The following is a 23,395-nucleotide window of genomic DNA, read 5'->3' as shown; positions in this document are numbered from 1 at the left end:
TGACTATTTGGTCTCGTGGTGGACAGGTGACGATGACAGACTGGACAGCCGCCCCTGCCGCATCGGGAGGGTCGCAAGCTACCTCGCAAACCCTTGTAAAGAAATGCCTGAGACCACCGCCCCCCCGCTACAAGACCCGCCCCGGAAGCCACCTCATGACTGGGCGGCGATCCGCTGGGCGGAGGTCCCGAAAGGGGATACCGCGCACTGGATCGCCGTGCTGCCGCTGGCCGCCACCGAGCAGCACGGACCGCATCTGCCGCTGGACACCGACACCCTGATTGCGGACGCCTTTCTGGCCCGGGTCCGCACCCTGGTGCCGGATTGCATTCCAGTGACCTTCATGCCGGTCCAGCCGATCGGCCTGTCCACCGAGCACACCGATTTCCCTGGCACCGTGACGCTGTCGACGCAGGTGGCGTTGAAATCCTGGATGGAGCTCGGCGCCGGCGCGGCGGCGGCCGGCATCCGCAAGCTGGTGATGGTGACGAGCCATGGCGGCAACAGCGCCGCGATGTCGCTGGTGGCGCAGGACCTGCGGGCGCAGCACGGCATGCTGGCGGTGACCACGAGCTGGCATCGTTTCGGCCAGCCGGACGGCCTGTTCACCGAGTCCGAGATCCGCCATGGCATCCATGGCGGCGCGGTCGAAACCTCGATCATGCTGGCGGCCTATCCGCAGCATGTCCGCAACGAGAAGATCGCGGACTTTCGTCCCGCCAGCATCGACTTCGATGCCACCTATCGCTGGCTGTCGACGCATCGTCCCGCGCCGTTCGCCTGGCAGGCGCAGGACCTCAATCCCTGTGGCGCGGTCGGCGACGCAACCCAGGCCACAGCGGACAAGGGCGCACGCCTGATCGACCACGGCGCACGCGCGTTCTGCGAGCTCCTGGCCGACGTCGAGCGCTTCGACATGACCGCGCTGCAGAACACGCCGCAAGTGTTGCTGTGAGACGGTTGACAAGAAGACTTTGAACGCGCGGAGACCGCCCCCCACCCGGATCGCTACGCGATCCGACCTCTCCCCGCAATTGCGGGGCGAGGTGTCAGCGCGGCTCGGTCGCGGTCGAACAAAACACCTGGTTCGGTCGAGGCGCTTCAGCTCCCGCGGCATGCGGAGGAGAGGGGCTCTGCGCACCGATAGTCGACTGATTTATCAACCATATTCGAAATCCGACTTTTCCTTGTCATTTGTTTCGAACCGAATCTCCCGTGCCGCAGACGAATGGGCACGCGCACCCAATGGGCGCCCACTCAAAACGGATGGAGATATCCAATGTCGATCAAGACCAAGATTGCAGCACTCGCTCTCGCCGCCCTCACCCTGACCGGTGGTATCGCCGCCACCTCCAAGCCTGCCGAAGCCCGTGGCATCGGCCTTGGCCTCGGCATCGCTGCCGGCGTGATCGGTGCCGTCGCCGTCGGTGCCGCGGTTGCCGCCGATGGCCCGTATTACGGCTATCGCCGCTGCGGCTGGGTCCGCCAGTACGACGCCTACGGCAACTACATCGGCCGCGCCCGAACCTGCAATTACTGATCGACACCTTCGAGCGAAAACTCTCGTGGATTGCGTCCGACACGGGCGCCTCATCCACCCCGTGTCGCGACCCGACCCGCCCGGTTGTCCCCCCGGGCGGGTCATTCTTTTGCGCTGTTACACAACTGTCGCAAAGCCGTGGCATGCCTCCCCACTCGGTTGACCTGCGCCGCGCGGTGCTGATACGGCCGGACTGCAGTTGATGGATGGTCGCGCCGTTGTTGCCGACACATCTCACACACTGAAAAAACGATGACTGCGACCGCTGGCTTGGTGGCGCCGGGTGCCCCCCTGTGCGACACGGGATTTGCGGCGTGACGACGAGGGATGATGAAAAAGGTCTTGGCCAGTGTGGCGCTCGTGGCGCTGTCACTCAGCGGTCCTGCGCTTGCCGCGGACATGGCCGCGCGCCTGCCTGTGAAAGCTGTCGCCGCCGTTCCCTTCACCAACTGGACCGGATTCTATCTCGGTGGCCATATCGGTTATGGTTTCGGCAGCCTCGGGCCGGACAGCAACGGGTTGCCGCTGCAGGCGGTGTTCCTGCCGCACAGCCTCACCGGCATGACCGGGGGTTTCCAGGCCGGCTATAACGTTCAACTGCCGAACCGCGTGGTGCTGGGCCTCGAGGCCGACATGTCGTTCATGGGGCCGATCGACCAGGGCAAGCGGACACCGGCGCCGTTCGACACCACCTTCGATCATCTCGGCACCGTGCGCGGCCGGATCGGCTACGCCACCGGCGCGTGGCTGCCGTATGTCACCGGCGGCCTCGCCTGGGGGCGCACGGTCGTGGACGTCAACGATGCCGATGGCAGCGTGGCCGGCCACAATGCGCGGCTGCATGTCGGCTGGGCAGCTGGCGCCGGCCTCGAACTCGCGCTGGGCCAGGGCTGGAGCGGCAAGCTCGAATACAACTACATCGATTTGGGCGCGCGCGACTTCGCGTTCGACGCCCCGCCATTCGGTGCGCGGGTCGATCCCAAGCTGCACATGCTCAAGCTCGGGCTGAACTACCGGCTCTGGGACACCCCGCCGTGGCAGTCCGGCGTGGCGCCGAAACTCGTGCTGCCGGAGTCCACCAACTGGAATGTGCATGGCCAGACCACGCTGATCACCCAGGCCTATCCGACGTTCCGTGCGCCCTATCAGGGCAGCAACAGCCTGCCGGGCCTCGGCCGGGGACGCGAGACCTGGACCGTGGACGCCTTCATCGGCGTGCGGCTGTGGCAGGGCGGCGAGCTCTATTTCAATCCGGAGCTGGCACAGGGCTTCGGCATCGGCAGCACGCTGGGCCTTGCCGGCTTCTCCAATGGCGAGGCACAGAAGGGCGGCGCGGAGTATCCAAAATTCCGGCCGCAGCGCTACATCTTCCGCCAGACCTTCGGCCTCGGCGGCGAACAGGAGGATGTCGCCGACGGCCCGATGCAACTGGCCAGCAAGCGCGACATCGATCGCGTTACACTGACCATTGGGCGGTTTGCGGTGGGCGATTATTTCGACGGCAATTCCTACGCCAAGGACCCGCGCGCCGACTTCATGAACTGGGCGATGTGGGCGTCCGCGGCTTATGACTTCCCGGCCGATTTGCCCGGCTTCACCCGCGGCGCCGTGGTCGAACTCAACAAGAAAGACTGGGCGCTGCGCGCCGGCGTTTTCCAGGTGCCGTCGCAACCCAACAGCGATTCTTTGACCTGGAACAGCGGCGGCGGCGTGGTCGAGTTGGAAGAGCGTTACGCGATCCTCGGTCAGCCCGGCAAGCTGCGCCTCGGGGTGTTCGGCACCCGCGGCAACACCGCCAACTATCGCGATGCGCTGGGCATCGTGGTCGCCGATCCGGCGCTGGATATCAACGCTGTGACGGCGGCGATCCGCAAGGAGAACTGGAAGTACGGCTTCTATCTCAACGGCGAACAGCAGGTCGCGACCGACATCGGCCTGTTCGGCCGCTTCAGCTGGAACGACGGACAGAACGAAATCCTCTCCTTCACCGACATCGACCGCAGCCTGTCGGGCGGAATCTCGGTGAAAGGGAGTTACTGGGGCCGCCCGAACGACACCATCGGCTTCGGCGGCGCCGTCAACGGCCTGTCGCGCGCGCACCGCGACTTCCTTGCCGCCGGCGGCAATGGCCTGCTGATCGGCGACGGCCGGCTCAATTATTCGACCGAGAAGATTCTGGAGACCTATTACGCCTTCGCCATCGACAAGAGCGTGACGCTGACCGCCGATTATCAGCTGATCGCCAACCCCGCTTACAATGCGGACCGCGGACCGGTGTCTATTTTTTCGGGGCGGGTGCACGCGGAGTTTTAGCGTGCGTGACGTGGTGGCGGTCTACGCGACACAATCGTCGCCACCCTCCTGTCCGCCGACCTCGGGCACATCGCGATTACTTGTGCGCACTCAAGTAAGGCAAGTGGGTAAAGCGCACTGAAGATCATCTAGCCGGCCTTCGCAACACAGAAGGCGGTGGGGCTAATGTGAATTCGGCATCACCGAATCACTTTAGGCCACAAGGAGGCGAAGATGATGTACAGCGGGATTGATCTGCATTCCAACAACAGCGTTATCGCGATCATCGACGATGCCGATCGCGTTGTGGCGCAGAAGCGCCTGCCGAACGACATCACGAAGATCGTCGGATTTCTAACTCGATGGCAAGATGACTTGGCCGGCGTCGTGGTCGAGTCGACTTACAACTGGTATTGGCTGGTCGACGGGTTGCAGGACGCGGGACTCCACGTGCACCTCGCCAACACCGCCGCGATCAAGCAATACGACGGACTCAAGCACAGTGGCGACGAGACGGATGCGCAGCACCTGGCCCACCTGCTGCGGCTGGGTATCCTGCCGACGGGCACGATCCTGCCACGAGAGCACCGCGTCGTCCGCGATCTGGCGCGCAAGCGCATGCAGATGGTGCACTGCTGCACCACGCATGTCCTCGCGGTCGAGAACATCATGGCCAGGCAATTGGGTGGGCGGATGACCAGCAATCAGATCAAGCGCCTGACCGCCGACGCAATCGACAATATGCCGCTGGCGGCCGATGTCGGCCTGGCGATCAAGACCAACGTCGCGGTCATCGCGACCCTGCAGTCACAGATCTCGGTCCTCGAAAAGCGCCTGCAAGAATGCGTCAAACCCCGACCTCACTACGGCTTCCTGACTAGCGTACCCGGCATCGGCCCGACGCTCGCCACCGTCATTCTTCTGGAAACCGGTCCGATCGATCGGTTTGCCGGCGTCGGCAACTTTGCGTCCTACGCGCGCTGCGTCAACAGCGTGCACACCAGCAATCGCAAGAAGAAAGGCGAAGGCAACGTCAAGAACGGCAATAAGTATCTCGCCTGGGCGTTCGTCGAGGCGGCGAATTTTGCCGTGCGGTTTTGCCCAGAGGCCAAGCGTTTCCACGAGCGCAAGAAGGCCCGGACCAACAACATTGTCGCCACCAAGGCGTTGGCGCACAAGCTGGCGCGCGCCTGCTACCACATCCTGAAGGAGAGCAAACCGTTCGACGTAACGCGCTGCTTTGCCTGAAGGACGACGACGATCCGGCGAGCCACGTACGGTGACTGGGGTCGCAACCAGCTGCACTGAATTGGACGCCGGATCGCCGTCACCAGTTGCAGTGACGACGATCGCCCGCACCGCAAGCCATTCGGAGATTGGCGCCGGCACGCCGGTAGCCACGGTTCTGTGAAATTCTTTTGGATGCGGCTCGGTACCAACGTTCTTCTGGGGCGGCTATGCCGCCAGGGCGCAGGCCTCAATCGGGCCGATGCTTGATCCTCATGGGTGTCTGGCGCGATCCGTGATGCGGCGCAGCCACAAACCGAAGAAACGGGCGCGGCTCGAACACTATCGCTGGAACGACGAACGAAACATTGAGCAGCTCGCGCTGCTGAAAAGTAGTTTTGCACCCTTGACGAGGGGCCGGCTAATGGGTGTCATCGTAATACGGACTTTCACTGCCTCGCCCTCGATCTGCCAGGCGGCGAGCATATTCCGCTTGGCGGCGTTGGAGCCTCTAGGAGCGCTCATTTGCGCCCTTCCTCTTGGGACAACAGATTCAGGAACTCTTGAAGCGCTCGCTTGCCGGCAAACTCTGCGGCTGTGTTCGACTGGTAGCCTTGCCCGGACAACTTTGTACCCATTGGCTCGCTACGGCGTCGAATTTCCCATCCCCACGGACGAGGACGCCGGCTCATGTCACTCGACGTGACGATATAATAATCCGATTTGGCCAAAGCGGTGCACGCCTTAGTTAGGCATGATCTGTCCGAGATTTCAGCGTGTACGCGCGCCCCACTGTGCCGCGCCACTCGTTCATGACCCTTTGGCAAACCTGGCAGACAACCTCGTCATAGACCGAGGCAGAAAGGCGAGTGATGACGACCCCATACAGTGCACCACATTGAGCGCACTGGAACTCGCCAACAGACGGTCGATTTTGCCACGCTTGACCCATCCCGGAAGTATGCGCCGATGGTTGTATGTTGCAAGGCACAAATCCGGTGCCTTGGCCGAAAACCGCACCGGAAACCTCTCGCCAACAGCCTCAACAGCGCGGGCGGAGCGGATTAGCCAACGGGTCCGCGCAACGCGCGGCCCGATGACAGGCTCCGCGTAATCCGCCATCGCACGCATTGCTCGGCAAGCGGCGGATTACGCCTTCGGTTAATCCGCCCTACGAGCATGCGATGCTGCATGAAGCCGTCATCCTTCAAGACGACGCGGTGCGAGAATAGCCATCATCGCTTCGGCTTCCGCCAAGAGCTGATTTCCTTTGCGAGATCGGGATCGCTCGCCAGTTCTTCTATCGCCTGCTTCGCCAGCGAGCTCTTGGATTTGCGCAGGGCCGACAGTAACAGCACACGAGTTTCGCCTTGCGACCGATCTTTTGCGATGGCAATCAGTTCGGGCAGGGTTTCATCAGAAACGGCAACGGCCAGTGCACACGCCAAGCCACCTTTCGCACCTAAACGATATTCCTTAGTATCCCCTCGCGCGATAACGCCCCACCCTGCAGGCGCCTTGCGATACTCTTCAACCAGAGTTGACCAGGCTTTGCGAACTTCTGGGTCGGGAATTGCGAGTGCACGAGCAATTCCTTCACGTATTCGATCTGAATATGGAAATAGCAAATGTCTGAGCAGAACTGGAACAGCTTCAGAATATTTGGTTGAGGTATTAACTAAGTCCCAAACAGACCGGACACTCAAACCGACATCGTGTAAATCCGCAAGAATCGGTTGTTCTTCCACCCTAAGTCGCGCCGAACGCTGAAGCCGTTCCCATCGCCGCGCTTCATTAATCTGGCGTAGCCGAGCCTTCTCATCCTCCGTCAGCTTTAAACGCACAAAATCATCCGCCTTCAACTGCTCCAACTCCCCAGTTGTCAGCGGAGAGCGCCCTGATTGTTTCTTGTCTCTCATCAAGGAATATACCTGTGGTTGATCAGGCCACTGTCGATAACGACTTCACGTAGGGCGGATTAGTCTTACTGCGTCATGATTTTTCTGCGCGTGGGTGATGCTGCGACGGCGCCGCAACAAGGGCATCGTATGATTGTTTTGCTGAGGGCCCGGCTCAACCGCACGCGCATGGTTGCGATCGAGTTCGGGACGTGGCGTTCAGGCCGCAAGGGCAGATCCTCTGGGTCGATAATTGTCGGGTAAGGGAGGGACCTGGACTGGCGCGGCGGAACAAGTTTCTGAGGGGGGAATCGTCGCCTGTTCGGCGATCAGGAAGCCGTAGGCCGCGATGCACAGGGTTGCGTGATGATGGAAGCCACGCCAGCCGCGCCCCTCGTAGTGACCGAGCCCGACCTCCTGCTTGAGCTCCTGATAGTCGCGCTCGATGCGCCAGCGCAGCTTGGCCAGATTGACGAGCTGCGTGAAGCTGACGTTCTCCGGCAGCGTGGCGAGCCAGTATTTGGTCGGCTCTGCTTCGCCCTCCGGCCATTCGATCAGCAGCCACTCCGGCGACAGCTTCTCGGGGATCAGTTTGTTGTACCCGACGCGGACACGCACCCGCGCAAAGCGCGAGGATAGCTGGTCGGCCGAGCCTTCCCGCCACGCCACCGTGCGCCAGGCCTGCTTCGGGAGACTGAGTGCCACTTTTTTGGCCGAGACCAGTTCGGGCTCGTCGCGGCGGCCGGTGTTGTTCATCGGCTTGTCCATCCGCCGCGGGCCGCTGCCAGGGGCCCACATCAAGATGGTCGGCACGATGCCGACCACGTAAGGCAAGCCCAATTCTGTCATGCCGGCACGCAGCCGCGCGTCCCTGCCGTAGGCCGCATCCATCAGCGCGACGCCGCGTGGCAGACTGCTCTCGCAGGCCCAGCGGATTTGCTCCAGCGCGATCTGCGGCTTAGTCTTGAACTTGATCTGCTTCGGCACGCCTGCCTTCTTCCGCCGGGCACGATCCTTCGTCCAGGCTTCCGGCAAGTACAGCCGATAGGCCACCGGAAGGCTGGCGGCATGATTGGCGATCGAGAGCGACACCGCCACCTGGCAATTGGCCTGCTTGCCGAGCTGCCCGCAATATTGGTGGTGCACGCCGACCGAATGCTTGCCTTGCTTGGGGAACGAGGTGTCGTCGATGATCCACGCCTCGATCGGCCCGCTCTTCTCGATCGCCGGCAGCACCAAATCGCGCACCTTGGTCAGCACGTCCTCGTCCGACCAGGCCGCGTTGGCGACAAAATGCAGCAACGACTGATGCTGTGCCGCCGTGCGCGCTGGAGCCGTCCGCGCCGCCATCGGCTCCACGCTCTTGCGTTCCCCAGGCAGCATCAGGCCCGTGCAATAGTCGCGCAGCGGTCTCGTCCGCTCCACGTGACCGATCACGCTTCCAAGACCGGCTACATACTCCGCAAACCGCGTTTCGCTATCCCCACCCTGATCGAGATTCATCCGGCCCTCCGCGCGCCAAATATTGAATCTCCTCAATTACTTGATTCTCAGCCTCAATGACTGCGACCGTCTGACTCAGTAGGATTAGTGCGAGCGTAATCCGTCATTGGCAGCAGCCGCGTGATTGGGTGGCGGATTACGCCTTCGGTTAATCCGCCCTACGGGTCGCGTATTACATCTTCCCCCACACCATCTCCTCCGTCCACCCGAGCTCCGCAAACTCGGCAGCGCGAAGCGGCGCCTCGCCTGCGGAGAAGAATTCATCGAGTTGCGGCGGGGGCACCGAGGTGGCGCTCAGCATGGCGTGGGCCTGGCCGCGGTGATGGACCTGATGCTGGAACAGATGCAGCAGCAGGCGATCCATCCGTTCGCGCTGGATGCTGGTCTGGCGGTGCACGGACACGATGCGCGCAAGGCCGGCGCCGTCCAAGGCTTCGACCACCGCGATCAGGCGACGATCGACCGCCGCCTGCGCGGCGCGCAGGGTGGCGACGGTTGTGCAGGGCTCCGGGTCGGCCCACGCTGCCGGCCCGAGCGTGCCGCCTTCCATGGCATCGACGTAAAACAAATCCACGACCAGGATGTGGTTGAGGGTGGCGCGCAGGCTGGGAAAGAAGCCGGGGCGGTGCGCGTCGAATTCATCCTCCGACAGCCGCTCGCAGGCGGACAGCAGACGATGGTTCGCCCAGGCGTTGTTATAGGCCATGGTCTTGAAAGGGAGCATGGTGTCCATGATCGTTTCCGAGGCGGATATAACGGCTCAATGTTCGCTGGCTCAGACCGCCAACAATATCTCATCGCGGCCCTCGGAGCCATCGGGCCGCGCAGAGTGAATCGATTCAAGACCGCCAGCGCGCAGGACGAACCAAGCAAAATGAACGAGGGAGGTCTCAACAACAGATCTTTCGGCTAAGGTTGCTCGCGCTTACTCCGATCGGACACGGCAGCTGTCGCCGGCGCGCCAACGCGGATCTCCCATTTGACACGGCTTTGATGGATGTGCGGACGTGAAGAGCAACAAGCAGAAGCGTGAGGAGATCGAGGCAAGGCGGCTCAAGAAAGAAGAGCGGCTTCGTGTGCAGGCACGCCAAGACGCCGAATTGCGCCGTCGCCGTGATGTCGAAAATGCGCTGGCGCGCGGCGAAGTCTCCGTGGATACGACGCGGCTGGCCCCTTCGGGCAGCTATTCTATCCCCGATTTCATCGAACGCGGGACCTATCGACCCGAGTCTTTCGTCTGCAAGGATTGCGGTATCGCGGAGGTCTGGACACCATTACAGCAGAAATGGTGGTACGAGACCGCAAGAGGCGACGTGTTTACCAAGGCCGTACGCTGCCGCGCCTGCCGTGGCAAAGAGCGCGCGCGAAAAACTGCCGCACGCCGTGCGCATCTGGACGGGCTCGCCAAAAAGAGACCACCCGCTTCGTGAGATTATCGCAGCGTCATCCGCCATTTCTATCCTGAGAGGCCGCGGCGGATTACGCTGCGGCTAATCAGCCCTACGAGTCCGAGTCTACGAGTCAGTGCCTCACGCCACCGCGGAGAACGACTCCGCGCGTGCCATGGCCCAGGCGGTCTTGAAGCGAAGATCGCTGGTGCCGTCGATCAGTTCGCCCGGGCGCAGCGACGGATAGAGCCGGTCGAACGACATCACCTCGACGCCGGAGACCCGGCGCGAGAAATGCACCGGCTTCATCTCCTGCGGATGCTCGAAGCCGCCGGCGGCGGTGAGTTCGGCCAGCGCATGCAGGGTGGCGTGATGGAAGTTGTAGGCGCGCTCGAGCTTGTCCGGCACCACCAGCGCCCGCTGCCGTGTGGGATCCTGCGAGGTGACGCCGGTGGGGCAACGGTCGGTGTGGCAGCTCAGCGACTGGATGCAGCCGATCGAGAACATGAATCCGCGTGCCGAATTGCACCAGTCGGCGCCGATCGCCATGGCGCGGGCGATGTCGAAGGCGGTGGCGATCTTGCCGGCCGCGCCGATGCGGATGCGGTCACGCGCGCCGATGCCGATCAGCGAATTGTGCACGAAGTTAACACCCTCACGCATCGGCATGCCGAGATTGTCCATGAACTCCAGCGGAGCGGCGCCGGTGCCGCCTTCATTGCCGTCGACCACGATGAAGTCGGGATAGATCCCGGTCTCCAGCATCGCCTTGCAGATCGACAGGAATTCCCAGGGATGGCCGATGCAGAGCTTGAAGCCGGCCGGCTTGCCGCCGGACAGCCGGCGCATTTCACCGATGAACTGCATCATCGCGATCGGGGTCGAGAACGCCTTGTGATAGGGCGGCGAGATGCAGTCCTGCCCCATCGGCACGCCGCGAATTTCCGAAATCTCCTTCGACACTTTCGCCGCCGGCAGCACGCCGCCGTGGCCCGGCTTGGCGCCCTGGCTCATCTTCAGTTCGACCATCTTGATCTGGTCGATGGTGGCGAGGGCCGCGAACTTCTCGGGATCGAAATTGCCGTCCGGCGTGCGACAGCCGAAATAGCCGGAGCCGATTTCCCAGATGATGTCGCCGCCCATCTCGCGGTGATAGGGGCTGAGGCCGCCCTCGCCGGTATCATGGGCGAAGCCGCCGCGCTTGGCGCCGCCATTGAGCGCGCGCACCGCGTTCGGGCTCAGCGCGCCGAAACTCATGGCCGAGATGTTGAAGATCGAGGCCGAATACGGCTTGGTGCAGTCAGGCCCGCCGATGGTGATGCGGAATTTTTCCGACGCCATCGGCTTCGGCGCCACCGAGTGGTGCATCCACTCATAGCCTTCCTGATAGACGTCGTTCTGGGTGCCGAAGGGACGCTTGTCGAGGTCCATCTTGGCGCGCTGATACACCAGCGCGCGGATGTCGCGGCTGAAGGGGCGCCCGTCCTTCTCGCTCTCGAAGAAATACTGCCGCAGCTCGGGCCGGATTTCCTCCAGCATGAAACGCATATGCGCCGAGATCGGATAGTTGCGCAGGATCGCGTGGCGGGTCTGCAAGAGATCGCGAAACCCCAGCGCCGCCAGCGCGCCGAAAATCACCAGCGGCAGCAGCACCACCGCGAACGCCTTGTGGTCGTACAGACCGATGGCGAACAGCAGCACCGTCACCACACAGCAGATCGTGAGAATGATGAAGCGCGGCGTAAACGGCAGCATCAGCGTGTCCATACCAACCTCATGTGCAGGGACGGCCGAGGGACCGTCGAATCAATCAACAAAGGCCGAAGAGCCGTAACTCGGAACCATTCTAAATCGGACGGAACTTATACACCACCCCGACAAAGGCGCGTGGGATCAAATGGCCAGTTGGGATGGGGTTGATGCAGTGCGACAAGCGGGGCAGGCGATTGTATCTCTCCAAAAAGAGAAAGCCGCGCAAATCATGCGCGGCTTTCGTGACGTCGGTCCACTCTGACGGATCAGAAGATGTGATAGAACACGTAGTACAGGAAGCCCGAGAGCACCATCGAGGCCGGCAGCGTCAGGACCCAGGCCAGCGCGATGTTGCGGATGGTCGACCACTGCAGTCCGGAGCCGCTCGCTGCCATCGTGCCGGCGATGCCGGATGACAGCACGTGGGTGGTCGAGACCGGAAGTCCGAAGCCGTCGGCGGCGGCGATGGTCGCCGCGGCCGTGATTTCGGCGCAGGCGCCCTGCGCGTAGGTCAGGTGGGTCTTGCCGATCTTCTCGCCGACGGTGACCACGATCCGCTTCCAGCCGATCATGGTGCCCAGGCCCAGTGCGATGGCGACGGCGATTTTCACCCAGGTCGGGATGAACTTCGTCGCCGTATCGAGCGAGCCCTTGTAGTTGGTGAGGGTTGCGACCTCTTCCTTGTTCAGTTCGCTTTCCTTGTCCTTCATCAGGAAACGGATGGCTTCGGACGCCAGGTACATGTCGTTACGCGTATTGCCCACCTGATCGGCCGGGAATTTCGCCAGCGAGCCGTACTGCGTGACCTGCTGGGCGATGTCCTTCACGAGCACCGACAGCGACGGGTAGGTGCCTTCGTTGATCTGGTGCTGCGCCACATAGTTGGTGACCGCCGGACGCGGGTTGCCCAGCACATTGTAGCCGGCAGCCTTGCCTTCGATCACCTTGCTCGCCGCCGTCGAGACGTCGACGAAGTGCGCGGTCTCGCTGGCCGGCAGCGCGCGGTTGAGCGCATAGGCGGTCGGCACCGTGCCGATCAGGATGAGCATGATCAGACCCATGCCCTTCTGACCGTCGTTCGAGCCGTGGAAGAAGCTGACCAGGGTGCAGGTAAGGACGAGGATTCCGCGGATCCAGACCGGCGGCGGCTGGTCACCCTTCGGCTCAGCGAACAGCGCCGGCGTGGCGCGCAGCATCACCGTCTTGAGGACGAACAGCAGCAGCGCGGCCACCGCGAACCCGAACAAGGGCGACAGCAGCAGCGCCTTGCCGATGTTGCCGGCCTGCGACCAATCCACACCGGACGTGCCGTCGCGGCCACGCAGCAAGGCATTGGCGATGCCGACGCCCATGATCGATCCGATCAGGGTGTGCGAGCTGGAGGCCGGCAGACCGAGCAGCCAGGTGCCGAGATTCCACAGAATGGCGGCGATCAAGAGCGCAAAGACCATGGCGAAACCGGCACTGCTGCCAACCTGCAGGATCAATTCGACCGGCAGCAGCGACACGATGCCGAAGGCAACCGCGCCCGACGACAAAAGCACGCCGAGCAGATTGAACATGCCGGACCACACCACCGCGATATGAGCAGGCATGGACCGCGTGTAGATCACGGTCGCGACCGCGTTCGCGGTGTCGTGGAAGCCGTTGACGAACTCGAAGCCCAGTGCGATCAGCAAGGCAACGAACAACAGAATGTATGGCAGGAAGCTGGTGATCTTGGTCCCGGTCGCGTCGACGTCGGCATAAATGCTGTAGGCAACGAACAGCAGCGCGGCGGCAATGACGCCGAGATAGATAACACCTGTCATCGGATGAAAGCCCTTGTCGAGATCTGGTCCCTTCCGAAGGGCAGGCTCGATCGAACCGGGTAATGCCAAATCACTCATAAGTAAGCCCCTGTTAACAATGGTCTTGGTGCGACAACTTGACCGCTGCTTTTGAAAGCTGGATGACAGTTTCGGCGAAAAGCCGAAATCGCTCGCGATTCCAGAAATTTTTCAGCGAAAACAGGTCTCGCTCTTTGGGCGAAAAGTGCTGATTTTTCAGTGTGTCACATGACAATTGATGCGATGGGCCATGCGTGCGCGGCGGGCCGGCGCATGACGACAGTGGTGTGACGATCTATAAATAGCCCCGGCACACTATCCCGCCCACTAGATGGCAGCTTGAACGACATGGCCGTCGGAAACAGGCCACCCGGGACCGGCCAAATCGTCATGCATCGGCTCGGTAGCTGCGGTCGCCTCGGGGTCGATCACCACCGCCCAGTGCGCCGGCGCCTGCGTCCCGTGGTGGAGCAGTCCCCGGGTTACAAACCGTCCTTCGGTGCTCCAGGCATGCAGCGAGGCCACGATGAAATCGGGGCGGGAGGACGCCCGGCTGTAGGGCAGGACCAGCTGTTCGATGGTGACCGGACATCCCTGCCGGTCGACCACCGGAACGATCGCATAGACCGGAAGCCCGGTCGCGACGCAGGCCCGCCAGATCGGCTCCGCGGCGGCCGCGATGACCGGCTCCAGGCATTCAAACAGCGAGCGCCCCCACATGGTGGTGTCGTAGACGGCGCGAACCCGCTCACCCGCATGCAGGCAGATATAGTCCATCGCCTCACCATGCCGCGCCACCTTGAACAGCGCGAGGTCGGGTGCGTCACCCGCACGCGCATCCGGCTCGAAGCTGACGATGCTCGGCAGCCCCGCATCGCCCCGCGCGCGTAGCCAGCCACGCAGCAGGCTGAGCTGCCTGATGGAGCGCACGATGCTGAGATGTGAGCGCTGCAATCGCATGCGGCTATCAGGCGCCAAGATCGTAAATTCAAGATGCCGGAAATGAATGGGATTTGATGGAAATGGGGAGCTATGCACAGCGGTGCGCTGATTTTATCAATGCGTGCACTGGTTTCGAATTTTTGGTGATCGAGTATGAAAGCCCGGTCGTTGTGTGGACTCGGCGATCACCACATTCTCCTTTGTCGTTGCCGGGCTTGTCCTCAGCGACTTCGGCTTCGCCGAAGTCGCGGAAACAACCCCGCTTAGGGGCGCACTGCGTCCCCAAGCGAGATCACCGGGACAAGCCCGGTGATGACACTGAATGTGGAGACCCGCTTTCAGTTACTTCGCTTCGGCCCTCTCACGCCGCGGCCGCCTGCGCCTGTCGCAACGCCTCCCACACCTTCATCGGGGTCAGCGGCGCGTGCAGGTTCTTGACGCCGGCGGAGCTCAGCGCGTCCATCACGGCGTTCACCACACAAGGGGGACCGCCGATGGCGCCGGATTCGCCGCAGCCTTTGGAGCCCAGCGGATTGGTGCGACAGGGCGCGCTTTCGTCGAGCGTGACCGTGATTGCCGGCACGTCGTCGGCGCGCGGGATGCAGTAGTCCTGATAACTCGCGGTGAGGAGCTGTCCTTCGGGATCGTAGTGCACGCCTTCATACAGCGCCTGGCCGATGCCCTGGGCAACGCCGCCATGGATCTGGCCTTCGACCAGCATCGGATTGATCGCAACACCGACGTCATCGACGGTGGTGAAGCGCACCACTTTGGTCTGCCCGGTTTGCGGATCGATCTCGACCTCGCAGATATGGCTGCCGTTGGGCCAAGTCGGACCATCGACCTGCCCCTCACTGTCGACGCTGAGCCGCGCATTGGTCTCATGCTTGGCCAGATCGAACAGGCTGACGCGCCGATCGGTGCCGGCCACCGTCAGCCAGCCGTCGCTGTATTCGATATCGCCGAGACCGGCTTCCAGCACATTGGCCGCGGTCTCCCGCGCCTTGGCGATCAGGTCGGTGGCGGAGACCACCGCCGCGGTGCCGCCCACAAACAGCGAGCGTGAGCCGACGCTGCCGAAGCCTTGCGCCAGATCCGTGTTGCCCTGCACCACCTCGATCTTGTCCATGGGGATGCCGAGCGCGGCGCTGATCATCTGCGAATAGGCTGTTTCCAGCCCCTGCCCCATCGCCTGGGTGCCCGAATGCAGCACCACCTTGCCATCGCCGGTGGCATGCAGGCTGACCTTTTCATTGTGAACGCGGCCGCCGGTCCATTCGATGTAGCTGGCGAGGCCCCGGCCATAGAGCAAGCCTTTTTTCAGGGCGGCGCGTTTGCGGGCGGCGAAGCCGTCCCAATCGGCGAGATCTGAGGCGCGGTCAAGCATATGGGCGAACGCGCCGCTGTCGTAGGTCTGGCCTGTCGCCGTCTGATACGGCATCTGGCTCGACTTGATAAAGTTGACCTTGCGGATCTTGCGCGGATCCATGCCGATCTGGCGCGCGGCCGCATCCATGAGACGCTCGACAATGTAGACGGCTTCCGGCCGCCCCGCACCGCGATAAGCGCCGGTGGGCGCGGTGTGGGTCATCACCGCCCGGACGTCGATATGCACCAGTGGAAGATCGTAGGTGCCGGTGGCGACGAAGGGCCCGAGCACCAGCGGAATGATCACGCCGGTGCCGCTGAGATAGGCGCCGGTGCCACCGATCGAACGCACGCGAAACGCCAACACGCGCCCCCGGGCATCGAGCGCGAATTCACCCGTGGAGGTGAGATCGCGGCCATGGGTGCCGCCGACAAAATCATCGGTACGCTCGCCGCGCCAGCGCACCTTGCGCTTCAGCTTGACGGCGGCATAGGCGACCATGCCGTCCTCAGGATAAAGGTTGGTCTTCTGGCCGAAGCCGCCGCCGATATCGCCCACCAGAATGCGAATGCTGTCCTTCGGTCGCTTGAGCACCGCGTCGGCCAGGATGTCACGGGTGGTGGTCGGCGTCTGGGTCTGCATGTGCATGGTGAGCCGGCCGTTGCCAGCGTCCAGCTCGGCAACGGTCGAGCGCGGCTCCATCGCCGCCGGCACCAGCCGCTGGCTGACCACGTCGAGCGAGACCACATGCGCGGCCGTCTTGAACGCGGCCTCGACGGCCGCGGCATCGCCATAACTCATGCCGGCGACGACATTGTCCGGCGTCTGCGGCCACACCAGCGGCGCGCCCGGCTCTGTGGCCGCGACCGGATCGGTCACCGCCGGCAGCACCTCGTAGTCCACCACCACGGCCTCGGTTGCCGCCAACGCGATCGCACGCGATGTCGCCACGGCCACGGCGACAGCTTCGCCGGCGAACCGCACGACTTCGTGCGCGAGCAGCCGGCGGGTTGGAAACGCCATCGGCGCCCCATCGGGCCGCTTGAAGATCGCCAGCGTCGGCAGCGCGCCGATGTCGTCGGCAATCAGATCGGCGCCGGTAAACATCGCGGCGACACCTTCCATCGCCAGCGCGGCCGAGGTGTCGATCGAGGCAATGCGGGCATGCGCGTGGGGCGAGCGCAGCACAACCAGCCAGAGCGCATCCGCATGGGCCTGGTCGTCGACATAACGCCCGCGTCCGGTCACCAGCCGCTGGTCCTCGACGCGCCTGACCGGCAAACCGGCACCGAACCGCATGTCCTTGGGCAGAAGATCCATCGCAAATTTCCTCAACTCGTCGTGTCTTGTCGTCTTTGCTCATCGCAAATCAAACCCGCCTTCTGGCATGCAGAAGGCGGGCCATTCGCCCCGTCGTATATGTGATTTTGAACCGATGACGCCAGCGCCAGCCGCTTGCGCAGCCGTGGTCACCTCACGGTGACCGCGCGGGCAACGGCCTCACTGACCCTCGACGACCTTGCGGCAGGACGGGCTGAGTTTCTCGCGGTTCTGCAGCAGGCACTGCTGGATGGCGAAGTCGCCGTCGTTCATCAGCTTGCGGCAGTGACGCGACACGTCGCGCGAGCAGGCTTTCTCCTGGGCCGCGCGGTCCTGTGCCGCGGCCGGCGCGACAAAAGAAGGGATCGATACAAGCGACATCAGAGCGAGCGCGGCGGCACAAACGAGCGACGTCAGCGAGATGGTGGGGGTCATGAATACCTCAAAAGTGATTGGGATGAATGATTGGGACGGTCGGTTAAATCCATCTGAGAACCGCTTGTAACCCGGAGCGGATGGCAAAGCGGGGCCCGAAAAGGGCCCAAAATCGACCGAAACGAAGTGGTTTTCGGGGCGAGCGGACACGGGCAGGCCGCCGCCCTCGAGCCGGTGACAGACCACGACACCAGATGATCAGGAGTCGCGCCGGCGTATGACTTGGTTCAAAGCCAAGGCTGCCTGCGGGACCCCTCGTCGTTCCAGCGCCTCGATGATTACCGACAGCCGCGCGATCGCGGACAGGCCAACAGGGCACCCCTTGATGGCGATCCAGGGCAAACTGACCTCCGGCAGGCTGAAGCGGAGGCCGACCAGTTTCGTCGTCAAGTCACCGCCTATCGGCCGGGCTTAGCGAGGGGAACAAAATCGTCGGGTCTGGGGCTGTTGCCGGGCCGCCCCTTGAACCGGAGCAGGCCCTTGCTGGTGGACACGATATCCCCCGCTTGCAAACTCTCGTCTTCAATCACCCGCCGCGAGGCTTCCTCCGCGTCATCCTCCGCGGTTGGAAGAAAGCTCTTGTGCTCGCGCCTCATTTGATCGATGCGCCGACGCGCGGCCTCGACGGTGGCAAGCCATTCTTCGCGCGACAGGCGCGGCGGATCGTCTGTTTCCGCGTCTTGAGCTTCCCCGGGCGCGACGGCGAGAACTGCGAGACAGAGAGCAGCAAAACCAGCCTGTATCAGCAGGAATCTCATCGATCTGATCCAGCTTCATGACGAACACGGCCAGATACTATCTTACAGATGACAACGCAGGCGCTGGCGATCCCGGGAAGACTCGAACTTCCGACCTACGGTTTAGGAAACCGTTTCGGCATATGATAAATCAATGACTTAGCTATCACGTGTTGCACATCAGTTGCGTCGAGGGGCCAAAGCACGAGAGTACCGGAAGCCAGCGCCTCGGCTTCCATCCGCTCGTCGACTGCGAAGCGAGGTCACGTGGCGCAATGGCCGGGTCCAAACAGATTGGTGCTGTGCCAAGTCGGAGGCCAATGATCGTGTCGTCAGTCTGATTGAGAACGGACCGAATAAGGGACTTAAAAGTCGCCAGTTCCTGCAGGCGGTGCCATCTGAAGTCAAAGGCGAAGCATGTTCCGACGCGACATCAATCAGTGCTGGCTCAACATAACTGGAATATTCTGGACCACATGCTCCGCTTCAATTGAAAACGCTCGAAAATCCAAGATGCGGTTTCGCGTGATCGCGATTACCGCGGTCAGAGCTGGCCAACGCACTCGCTTCGATCGTGACGAGGGTCGCAGCTTCTTCGGCGTTCCCGCGACGATTTTGGACAGAAGCGGTTCGACCTTCACGCGGCTGCGCGGGGCATCCATCGTGTCGGCATCGAGTTCCGCGATGATGCGCTTCCGGCGCACGATTCTGTCCCTGGGGTCAGAAGGTAGGCCAGACATCGCATCGGAACTCGGATCCGAAGACTGCGATATCCGAGGAGCCGAGTTTCCCTTCTATCCGGGACGAGCCCGGTGTCGGCAATCCGTAATGATGAGGCACCGAACCTTGTCGGCGTTCCATGCGACGGGACGTCGGCCCGGGGTTTACACGCGGTCATACATTGGATCGAAGCAACCGGCATCGACCGGCATTACCTTGTAACAGGCAAGCCAGTTTAAAATGCGTTCGTTCCATCCCGTTTCAACGAACGACTCCGCGGTGAGTGTTCGAACGAGCACGTCTTCGAATCAGGCAAGCCACTGGCGGTATCAAGCGGCATTACCGGAATAGCAGGCGGAGCAGGATAACGACGGTCATCACGGATCAGGTGAATTTCGAGGCTACGCGGCCCGGCTCCGCTGATCCTGCCGTTGCATTGGCGGAAGTGCTTGGCCAACTGCCACAAACTCCGAGCGACCGCCTGCGGCAGCGTTTCCGCCGGCACCTGCTCGCTGACGGAGGCCTGCCAGGCCGGTCCGAACAACGCCATGCCGAGCAGGGTCGTGCCAATGCGCTATCCGGTCGGCGTCACCGAAGCCCTTGCGGATCTCCTCCAACACCATAGGCTCCGTCCGAGACTCGATGGCGTTGCAATTTCGGCTTTGCCAACGGCCGCATCCAACGGCGAAATTAAAGCCGGAAGACACTTACAAGCAGCGGAAACGAACGCCAATATGTCGCCGCGACCCCGCGCACGGCGCAATTCTCAGACCCTAACGAGCCTAGCTTCAGCCGGTGTCCCAGCAAGCTCAAGCACGATATCTCGCTTTCCCCCGGACTGGACCATAATGTAAACGACGTCATCGTCCGTTTCATTTTTGACGTGATGACTCACACCAGGCTTAACATCGAAATAATCACGCACTTCTGCTTTGCTTACTACACCGTCGACTTGGCACTCGACGGTCAACACACCACAAACGACGACAAAACGATCGTTAACGTTTGTATGACGGTGCCACTGCGTCTCACCGCCAGCGAGCACCGTTGTCTTTGTGACGGCGTAGACTTCTTCCTCAAGAAGCATTTGGTACTTAACTTTACTATTCGCGAGAACCATGTCCTTGTCAGTCATGTTTTTACTCCAGCTGTATCTCTCGCCATTTGTAGCAATATTTCGATGCGGTACACTTTGCAAATATTCTCAGCACCCCGAAATAAACGCGAAGAAGAGAGAGCATGTAAGTGCAGAACGCGTGACGGTTTCTGCTCGCTCTAGGTTCCTGTCATAATGCTCGGCGGGTGCCGGCGGCCAAGTCGGAGTTCTAACCGTCGCAGGCCATGCATCATGGGCCAAGCCATAGCGAGATACATGACACCAACAACACAGTAATACTCCATCGGCAGATAGTAAGTTCCAGCAAGATCACGTGCACGCAACATCAATTCAGGTGCGGCGATAAGGGAGGCGATTGACGTGTCCTTGAGCAGTGAAACAACGTAGTTGCCCATTGATGGCAGCACTACGGGTAATGCCTGCGGTAGCACTACGCGATGCATAATTTGCCGTCGCCGCAACCCGATCATTTGGGCGGCTTCTCGCTGGCCCGCATCGACGGCGGTGATCCCTGCCCGGTAAATCTCCGCCGTATAGGCGGCGCCGTTAAGACCGAGGGCCACTACGGCGGCAGTAAAGGAATGCAGTAGTATGCCGAGCGAGACGAGGCCAAAGTATATCAGGAACAGGAGGACGAGCGCGGGCGTACCGCGCAGCATTTCGATATATAAGAAGGCAAACTGCCCAGGCCACCCACCCGCCATTCGCACGAGCGCGAGCAGCAAGCCTAACACCGCGGCAAGGCAAAAGGCCATCACCGTCATTTGCAACGTGCTAAGCGCGGCCTGAAGCAGTTCCGGCACGCTGTCGACGAAGATGCTCCAGGTCACTTCCTAGTCCATGCTAAACGCGCTTCAGCCCAGCGGGTTACCTGTCCAAGACAGAGGCTCATGCCGAGATAGAGGATCGCGACCGCGAGATAGATTTGAGTGCTTAAAAAGGTCTTGTCGACGAGAATGCGAGCTCGGAACATCAGTTCTGGCGCGGCAACAGCTGATGCTAACGCTGTGTCCTTCAGCAAGCCGATTGCGTAGTTTCCCAGCGGCGGTAGGACGACCCGCATGGCTTGCGGCAAAATGATAATGCGCATCGTAGACAGCTTAGTCATACCCAACATATGTGCCGCCTCAAGCTGTCCGTGGTTGACCGAGCCGATCCCGGCGCGGAACGCTTCCGTTAAGTAGGCGCCCCCATTGATTCCAAAGCCAACGATAGCTGCCGGCACCGGGTCAAGTCTAATGCCTATGGCAGTGAGCCCGAAATAGATGATGAAGAGCTGGGTGAGCACAGGTACTGCCCGAAATACGTCCACATAGATGGCAACGGCGACCCGGAGGATACCAGACTGCAAACTCTGCAGGATTGCGCAAAATAGTCCGAGAGCCAGGGCAACCAACAATCCACCGAGCGTGATCTTAATCGTGGTCACGGCGGCAATGAGGAGGTCTGGAACCAAGCCAAGAGTGGTGACCCAAGCGTTCAAATCGTTGCACTCGCAACTATGGGCTCGACCATGGCCTGGCGGTCGATTACGGCTCGTAGAAAGGTCTGCACTCGGGGGTGGGAGGGCGACCGGAACAGTTCGCTCGGTGGTCCTTGGTCGATGACGCGGCCATGGTCCATAAAAACAACCCGGTCAGCGACGTCTTCCGCGAACTGCATTTCGTGAGTAACGATCATCATCGTCATTCCATCCGCCGCAAGGTCGCGCATCACGCTCAACACTTCACCGATGAGTTCGGGATCGAGTGCAGAAGTTGCCTCATCGAATAACATCAAGCGTGGCTGCATGGCGAGCGAACGCGCGATCGCAACGCGCTGCTGCTGGCCACCGGACAACCGCTCCGGATAAGCTGACGCTTTGTGGGCAAGACCGACCTTTCTCAGTAGGTCGCACGCTAAGGGCTCGACTTCAGAACGGCTGCGTTTAAGGACCTGAATTGGTCCCAGCATTACATTCTCCAATGCGGTTAGATGTGGAAAAAGATTGAACCGTTGAAACACCATCCCGATGCCAGTTCGTACTTTTGCCAATTCCCCGTCCGACATGTCACGCCATGTATTGCCTTCTAGTCGCTTGCCAACGCGGTCCCCTGCAATTGTGACGTGGCCGGACGTTGGTCGCTCTAGATGGGCAACGCAGCGAAGTAACGTCGTCTTACCGGATCCACTCGGCCCAATGATCGCGACTTTTTCGCCGACCGCGATATTGAGATTCACGTTCCTCAGAACATCAAGTTCGCCAAACCTTTTGCTCACATCGTGAATCTCGAGGAGGAAGGCCGGTTTGCTGTGAGACCCCATACTAGACATCACTTACGCGAACAGCGCTGAATAGTCCTTGACCACGTGCCCACCCGCTCCAACGACGCCGCCGGAAGCGTCTCGGTCGATACCTATTCGAGGGTTCTCTTGCGGAGCAACAAGATAGTCGGGATTGGTGATGCCATATTTCTGCAACGACGTCCCATTCTGTGCAGTCTTCCACACCCATTTGACACCAGCGTTTACGGCATCGAAGAGATCGTGGTTGTCCTGGTTCATTCCCATCACTGTATGCTGCTTGCTTGTCAGCTGCGGATAAGCGGGGTCGGACGAAAGCGCGACCTGTTTCAGGTTCCAATCGGGGTTCTTGAGGATTATGTAATCCACTAGCGGCCCATCGAGCACCGCGAACTCTAGTCTGCCAGCCGCTATGTCTCGAACACAACTGTCACTGTTGTCGTATAGCTTGACCTCGGTTGTACCGGGAAGCTTCTTCATTTCAGGTACGATAAAGAAGCCGTTTACGGTACCAATCGAATGGCCCCTGATGTCAGCCGTCGTGATGCCGGTGCTGAACGGCTTGTCCTTTTTCATGCAAACGAACGCGCCGGCATAATAGATCGCGTCAGTTATGAGCAACGCCTTCGCTCGCGCCGGCGTCCAACCCATATTGCCAACCATGATATCGGCCCGGCCGCTCTTCACTGCTTGGACGGTTGCCGACCATTCCATCTGGGCAGAAGCAACATCAAGGCCGAGCTTCCGAGCGATAGCCACCACTACGTCGGCATCCGAACCGACAAGCTTGCCACTTTCCGTCGTAATCATCGGCATTTCGCCGCTGTTAGCTATCGTAAGGACACCGGGCGTCACCGTCTTAAAGGCAGGTGTCGCTGCGCTAGATCGGCGCGGAATGGTCGTCAGAACCGCCGCGCCAGCGCCTATCATAAAATCTCTACGTGCTATGATTGCCATTTGCTTAATCCTTCTCGTTGGACTTCCGCAGCGAAATGAAAGCACACTTTGTGGAACTTCAGATGCTGATATTTCGACTGGTTTGT

General features: G+C 61.4%; 21 protein-coding genes and 1 tRNA gene. 5 read left to right on the top strand and 17 right to left on the bottom strand.

What is annotated here, in order from left to right:
• The first annotated feature begins 103 nt into the window (after positions 1-103).
• From RS897_RS12870 to RS897_RS12855, 4 genes are all read left to right on the top strand, one after another.
• Positions 104-955 carry a creatininase family protein gene (locus tag RS897_RS12870; RefSeq protein ID WP_315836920.1) on the top strand — a complete coding sequence of 284 codons (852 nt, stop codon included), beginning with the start codon at positions 104-106 and terminating at the stop codon, positions 953-955.
• Positions 956-1,279: 324 nt separating this feature from the next.
• Positions 1,280-1,540: a hypothetical protein gene (locus RS897_RS12865; RefSeq protein WP_315836919.1), complete on the top strand. Its 261-nt coding sequence runs from the start codon at positions 1,280-1,282 to the stop codon at positions 1,538-1,540.
• A gap of 330 nt (positions 1,541-1,870) precedes the next feature.
• The gene (locus tag RS897_RS12860; RefSeq protein WP_315836918.1) at positions 1,871-3,853 is read left to right on the top strand and encodes a carbohydrate porin; all 1,983 of its coding nucleotides are present in this window, start codon (positions 1,871-1,873) and stop codon (positions 3,851-3,853) included.
• Between the two features lie 213 nt (positions 3,854-4,066).
• Positions 4,067-5,080, top strand: a complete 1,014-nt coding sequence (locus RS897_RS12855; protein ID WP_315832213.1) for an IS110 family RNA-guided transposase — start codon at positions 4,067-4,069, stop codon at positions 5,078-5,080.
• Positions 5,081-6,294: 1,214 nt separating this feature from the next.
• Here the strand turns inward: RS897_RS12855 and RS897_RS12850 are convergent.
• From RS897_RS12850 to RS897_RS12840, 3 genes are all read right to left on the bottom strand, one after another.
• Complete coding sequence (locus RS897_RS12850) at positions 6,295-6,978, bottom strand: hypothetical protein (RefSeq protein ID WP_315836917.1); 684 nt, start codon at positions 6,976-6,978, stop codon at positions 6,295-6,297.
• A 198-nt stretch (positions 6,979-7,176) separates the two neighbouring features.
• Complete coding sequence (locus RS897_RS12845; protein WP_315831101.1) at positions 7,177-8,460, bottom strand: IS701 family transposase; 1,284 nt, start codon at positions 8,458-8,460, stop codon at positions 7,177-7,179.
• Positions 8,461-8,632: 172 nt separating this feature from the next.
• On the bottom strand, positions 8,633-9,193 hold the full coding sequence (locus RS897_RS12840; protein ID WP_407654476.1) for a DinB family protein: 561 nt from the start codon (positions 9,191-9,193) through the stop codon (positions 8,633-8,635).
• Positions 9,194-9,467: 274 nt separating this feature from the next.
• Between RS897_RS12840 and RS897_RS12835 the strand changes: the two genes are divergently transcribed.
• Positions 9,468-9,890, top strand: coding sequence for a zinc-ribbon domain containing protein (locus tag RS897_RS12835; RefSeq protein WP_315836916.1), 423 nt, complete (start codon positions 9,468-9,470; stop codon positions 9,888-9,890).
• A 99-nt stretch (positions 9,891-9,989) separates the two neighbouring features.
• Here RS897_RS12835 and RS897_RS12830 read toward each other — a convergent pair whose 3' ends face one another.
• The 14 genes from RS897_RS12830 to RS897_RS12765 all read right to left on the bottom strand — a co-directional run bounded on the left by RS897_RS12830 (position 9,990) and on the right by RS897_RS12765 (position 23,309).
• A complete protein-coding gene (locus tag RS897_RS12830; protein ID WP_315836915.1) occupies positions 9,990-11,615 on the bottom strand; it encodes an FMN-binding glutamate synthase family protein in 1,626 nt (541 codons plus the stop codon).
• A 251-nt stretch (positions 11,616-11,866) separates the two neighbouring features.
• Positions 11,867-13,489, bottom strand: coding sequence for an inorganic phosphate transporter (locus tag RS897_RS12825; RefSeq protein ID WP_315836914.1), 1,623 nt, complete (start codon positions 13,487-13,489; stop codon positions 11,867-11,869).
• 267 nt (positions 13,490-13,756) lie between these two features.
• Positions 13,757-14,389, bottom strand: coding sequence for a PAS domain-containing protein (locus RS897_RS12820; RefSeq protein ID WP_315836913.1), 633 nt, complete (start codon positions 14,387-14,389; stop codon positions 13,757-13,759).
• 343 nt (positions 14,390-14,732) lie between these two features.
• Positions 14,733-17,060, bottom strand: coding sequence for a xanthine dehydrogenase family protein molybdopterin-binding subunit (locus RS897_RS12815; protein ID WP_315836912.1), 2,328 nt, complete (start codon positions 17,058-17,060; stop codon positions 14,733-14,735).
• Between the two features lie 180 nt (positions 17,061-17,240).
• On the bottom strand, positions 17,241-17,495 hold the full coding sequence (locus RS897_RS12810) for a hypothetical protein (protein ID WP_315836911.1): 255 nt from the start codon (positions 17,493-17,495) through the stop codon (positions 17,241-17,243).
• A gap of 198 nt (positions 17,496-17,693) precedes the next feature.
• Positions 17,694-17,885 carry a hypothetical protein gene (locus tag RS897_RS12805; RefSeq protein WP_315836910.1) on the bottom strand — a complete coding sequence of 64 codons (192 nt, stop codon included), beginning with the start codon at positions 17,883-17,885 and terminating at the stop codon, positions 17,694-17,696.
• An 8-nt stretch (positions 17,886-17,893) separates the two neighbouring features.
• On the bottom strand, positions 17,894-18,253 hold the full coding sequence (locus RS897_RS12800) for a hypothetical protein (protein ID WP_315836909.1): 360 nt from the start codon (positions 18,251-18,253) through the stop codon (positions 17,894-17,896).
• Positions 18,254-18,317: 64 nt separating this feature from the next.
• Positions 18,318-18,400 (bottom strand) — tRNA-Ser (locus RS897_RS12795).
• A 269-nt stretch (positions 18,401-18,669) separates the two neighbouring features.
• Entirely contained in the window at positions 18,670-18,936 is a 267-nt protein-coding gene (locus RS897_RS12790; RefSeq protein WP_315836908.1) for a hypothetical protein, read from the bottom strand.
• Positions 18,937-19,718: 782 nt separating this feature from the next.
• The gene (locus tag RS897_RS12785; RefSeq protein WP_315836907.1) at positions 19,719-20,087 is read right to left on the bottom strand and encodes a cupin domain-containing protein; all 369 of its coding nucleotides are present in this window, start codon (positions 20,085-20,087) and stop codon (positions 19,719-19,721) included.
• Between the two features lie 140 nt (positions 20,088-20,227).
• Positions 20,228-20,899, bottom strand: coding sequence for an amino acid ABC transporter permease (locus RS897_RS12780; protein WP_315836906.1), 672 nt, complete (start codon positions 20,897-20,899; stop codon positions 20,228-20,230).
• Complete coding sequence (locus tag RS897_RS12775) at positions 20,896-21,552, bottom strand: amino acid ABC transporter permease (protein ID WP_315836905.1); 657 nt, start codon at positions 21,550-21,552, stop codon at positions 20,896-20,898. Before RS897_RS12775 ends, RS897_RS12780 begins: the two co-directional genes overlap by 4 nt.
• Complete coding sequence (locus RS897_RS12770; RefSeq protein ID WP_315836904.1) at positions 21,549-22,373, bottom strand: amino acid ABC transporter ATP-binding protein; 825 nt, start codon at positions 22,371-22,373, stop codon at positions 21,549-21,551. The genes RS897_RS12775 and RS897_RS12770 overlap by 4 nt, the downstream gene beginning before the upstream one ends.
• Before the next feature lie 12 nt (positions 22,374-22,385).
• A complete protein-coding gene (locus RS897_RS12765; RefSeq protein ID WP_315836903.1) occupies positions 22,386-23,309 on the bottom strand; it encodes a substrate-binding periplasmic protein in 924 nt (307 codons plus the stop codon).
• Between the last annotated feature and the right edge of the window lie 86 nt (positions 23,310-23,395).

This window comes from Bradyrhizobium prioriisuperbiae, assembly GCF_032397745.1.
Classification (GTDB): domain Bacteria; phylum Pseudomonadota; class Alphaproteobacteria; order Rhizobiales; family Xanthobacteraceae; genus Bradyrhizobium_A; species Bradyrhizobium_A prioriisuperbiae.
Note: the sequence above shows the minus strand (reverse complement) of the source record. Positions and strands in the feature narration are given on the sequence as shown.

What these genes read in the sequence shown, in the direction of transcription:
- RS897_RS12865 (WP_315836919.1), top strand. Translation starts at nt 1,280, where the DNA reads ATGTCGATCAAGACCAAGATTGCAGCACTCGCTCTCGCCGCCCTCACC.
- RS897_RS12870 (WP_315836920.1), top strand. Translation starts at nt 104, where the DNA reads ATGCCTGAGACCACCGCCCCCCCGCTACAAGACCCGCCCCGGAAGCCA.
- RS897_RS12850 (WP_315836917.1), bottom strand. Translation starts at nt 6,978, where the DNA reads ATGAGAGACAAGAAACAATCAGGGCGCTCTCCGCTGACAACTGGGGAG.
- RS897_RS12855 (WP_315832213.1), top strand. Translation starts at nt 4,067, where the DNA reads ATGATGTACAGCGGGATTGATCTGCATTCCAACAACAGCGTTATCGCG.
- RS897_RS12825 (WP_315836914.1), bottom strand. Translation starts at nt 13,489, where the DNA reads ATGAGTGATTTGGCATTACCCGGTTCGATCGAGCCTGCCCTTCGGAAG.
- RS897_RS12830 (WP_315836915.1), bottom strand. Translation starts at nt 11,615, where the DNA reads ATGGACACGCTGATGCTGCCGTTTACGCCGCGCTTCATCATTCTCACG.
- RS897_RS12815 (WP_315836912.1), bottom strand. Translation starts at nt 17,060, where the DNA reads ATGGATCTTCTGCCCAAGGACATGCGGTTCGGTGCCGGTTTGCCGGTC.
- RS897_RS12800 (WP_315836909.1), bottom strand. Translation starts at nt 18,253, where the DNA reads ATGAGATTCCTGCTGATACAGGCTGGTTTTGCTGCTCTCTGTCTCGCA.
- RS897_RS12820 (WP_315836913.1), bottom strand. Translation starts at nt 14,389, where the DNA reads ATGCGATTGCAGCGCTCACATCTCAGCATCGTGCGCTCCATCAGGCAG.
- RS897_RS12840 (WP_407654476.1), bottom strand. Translation starts at nt 9,193, where the DNA reads ATGGACACCATGCTCCCTTTCAAGACCATGGCCTATAACAACGCCTGG.
- RS897_RS12860 (WP_315836918.1), top strand. Translation starts at nt 1,871, where the DNA reads ATGAAAAAGGTCTTGGCCAGTGTGGCGCTCGTGGCGCTGTCACTCAGC.
- RS897_RS12810 (WP_315836911.1), bottom strand. Translation starts at nt 17,495, where the DNA reads ATGACCCCCACCATCTCGCTGACGTCGCTCGTTTGTGCCGCCGCGCTC.
- RS897_RS12845 (WP_315831101.1), bottom strand. Translation starts at nt 8,460, where the DNA reads ATGAATCTCGATCAGGGTGGGGATAGCGAAACGCGGTTTGCGGAGTAT.
- RS897_RS12770 (WP_315836904.1), bottom strand. Translation starts at nt 22,373, where the DNA reads ATGGGGTCTCACAGCAAACCGGCCTTCCTCCTCGAGATTCACGATGTG.
- RS897_RS12785 (WP_315836907.1), bottom strand. Translation starts at nt 20,087, where the DNA reads ATGACTGACAAGGACATGGTTCTCGCGAATAGTAAAGTTAAGTACCAA.
- RS897_RS12765 (WP_315836903.1), bottom strand. Translation starts at nt 23,309, where the DNA reads ATGGCAATCATAGCACGTAGAGATTTTATGATAGGCGCTGGCGCGGCG.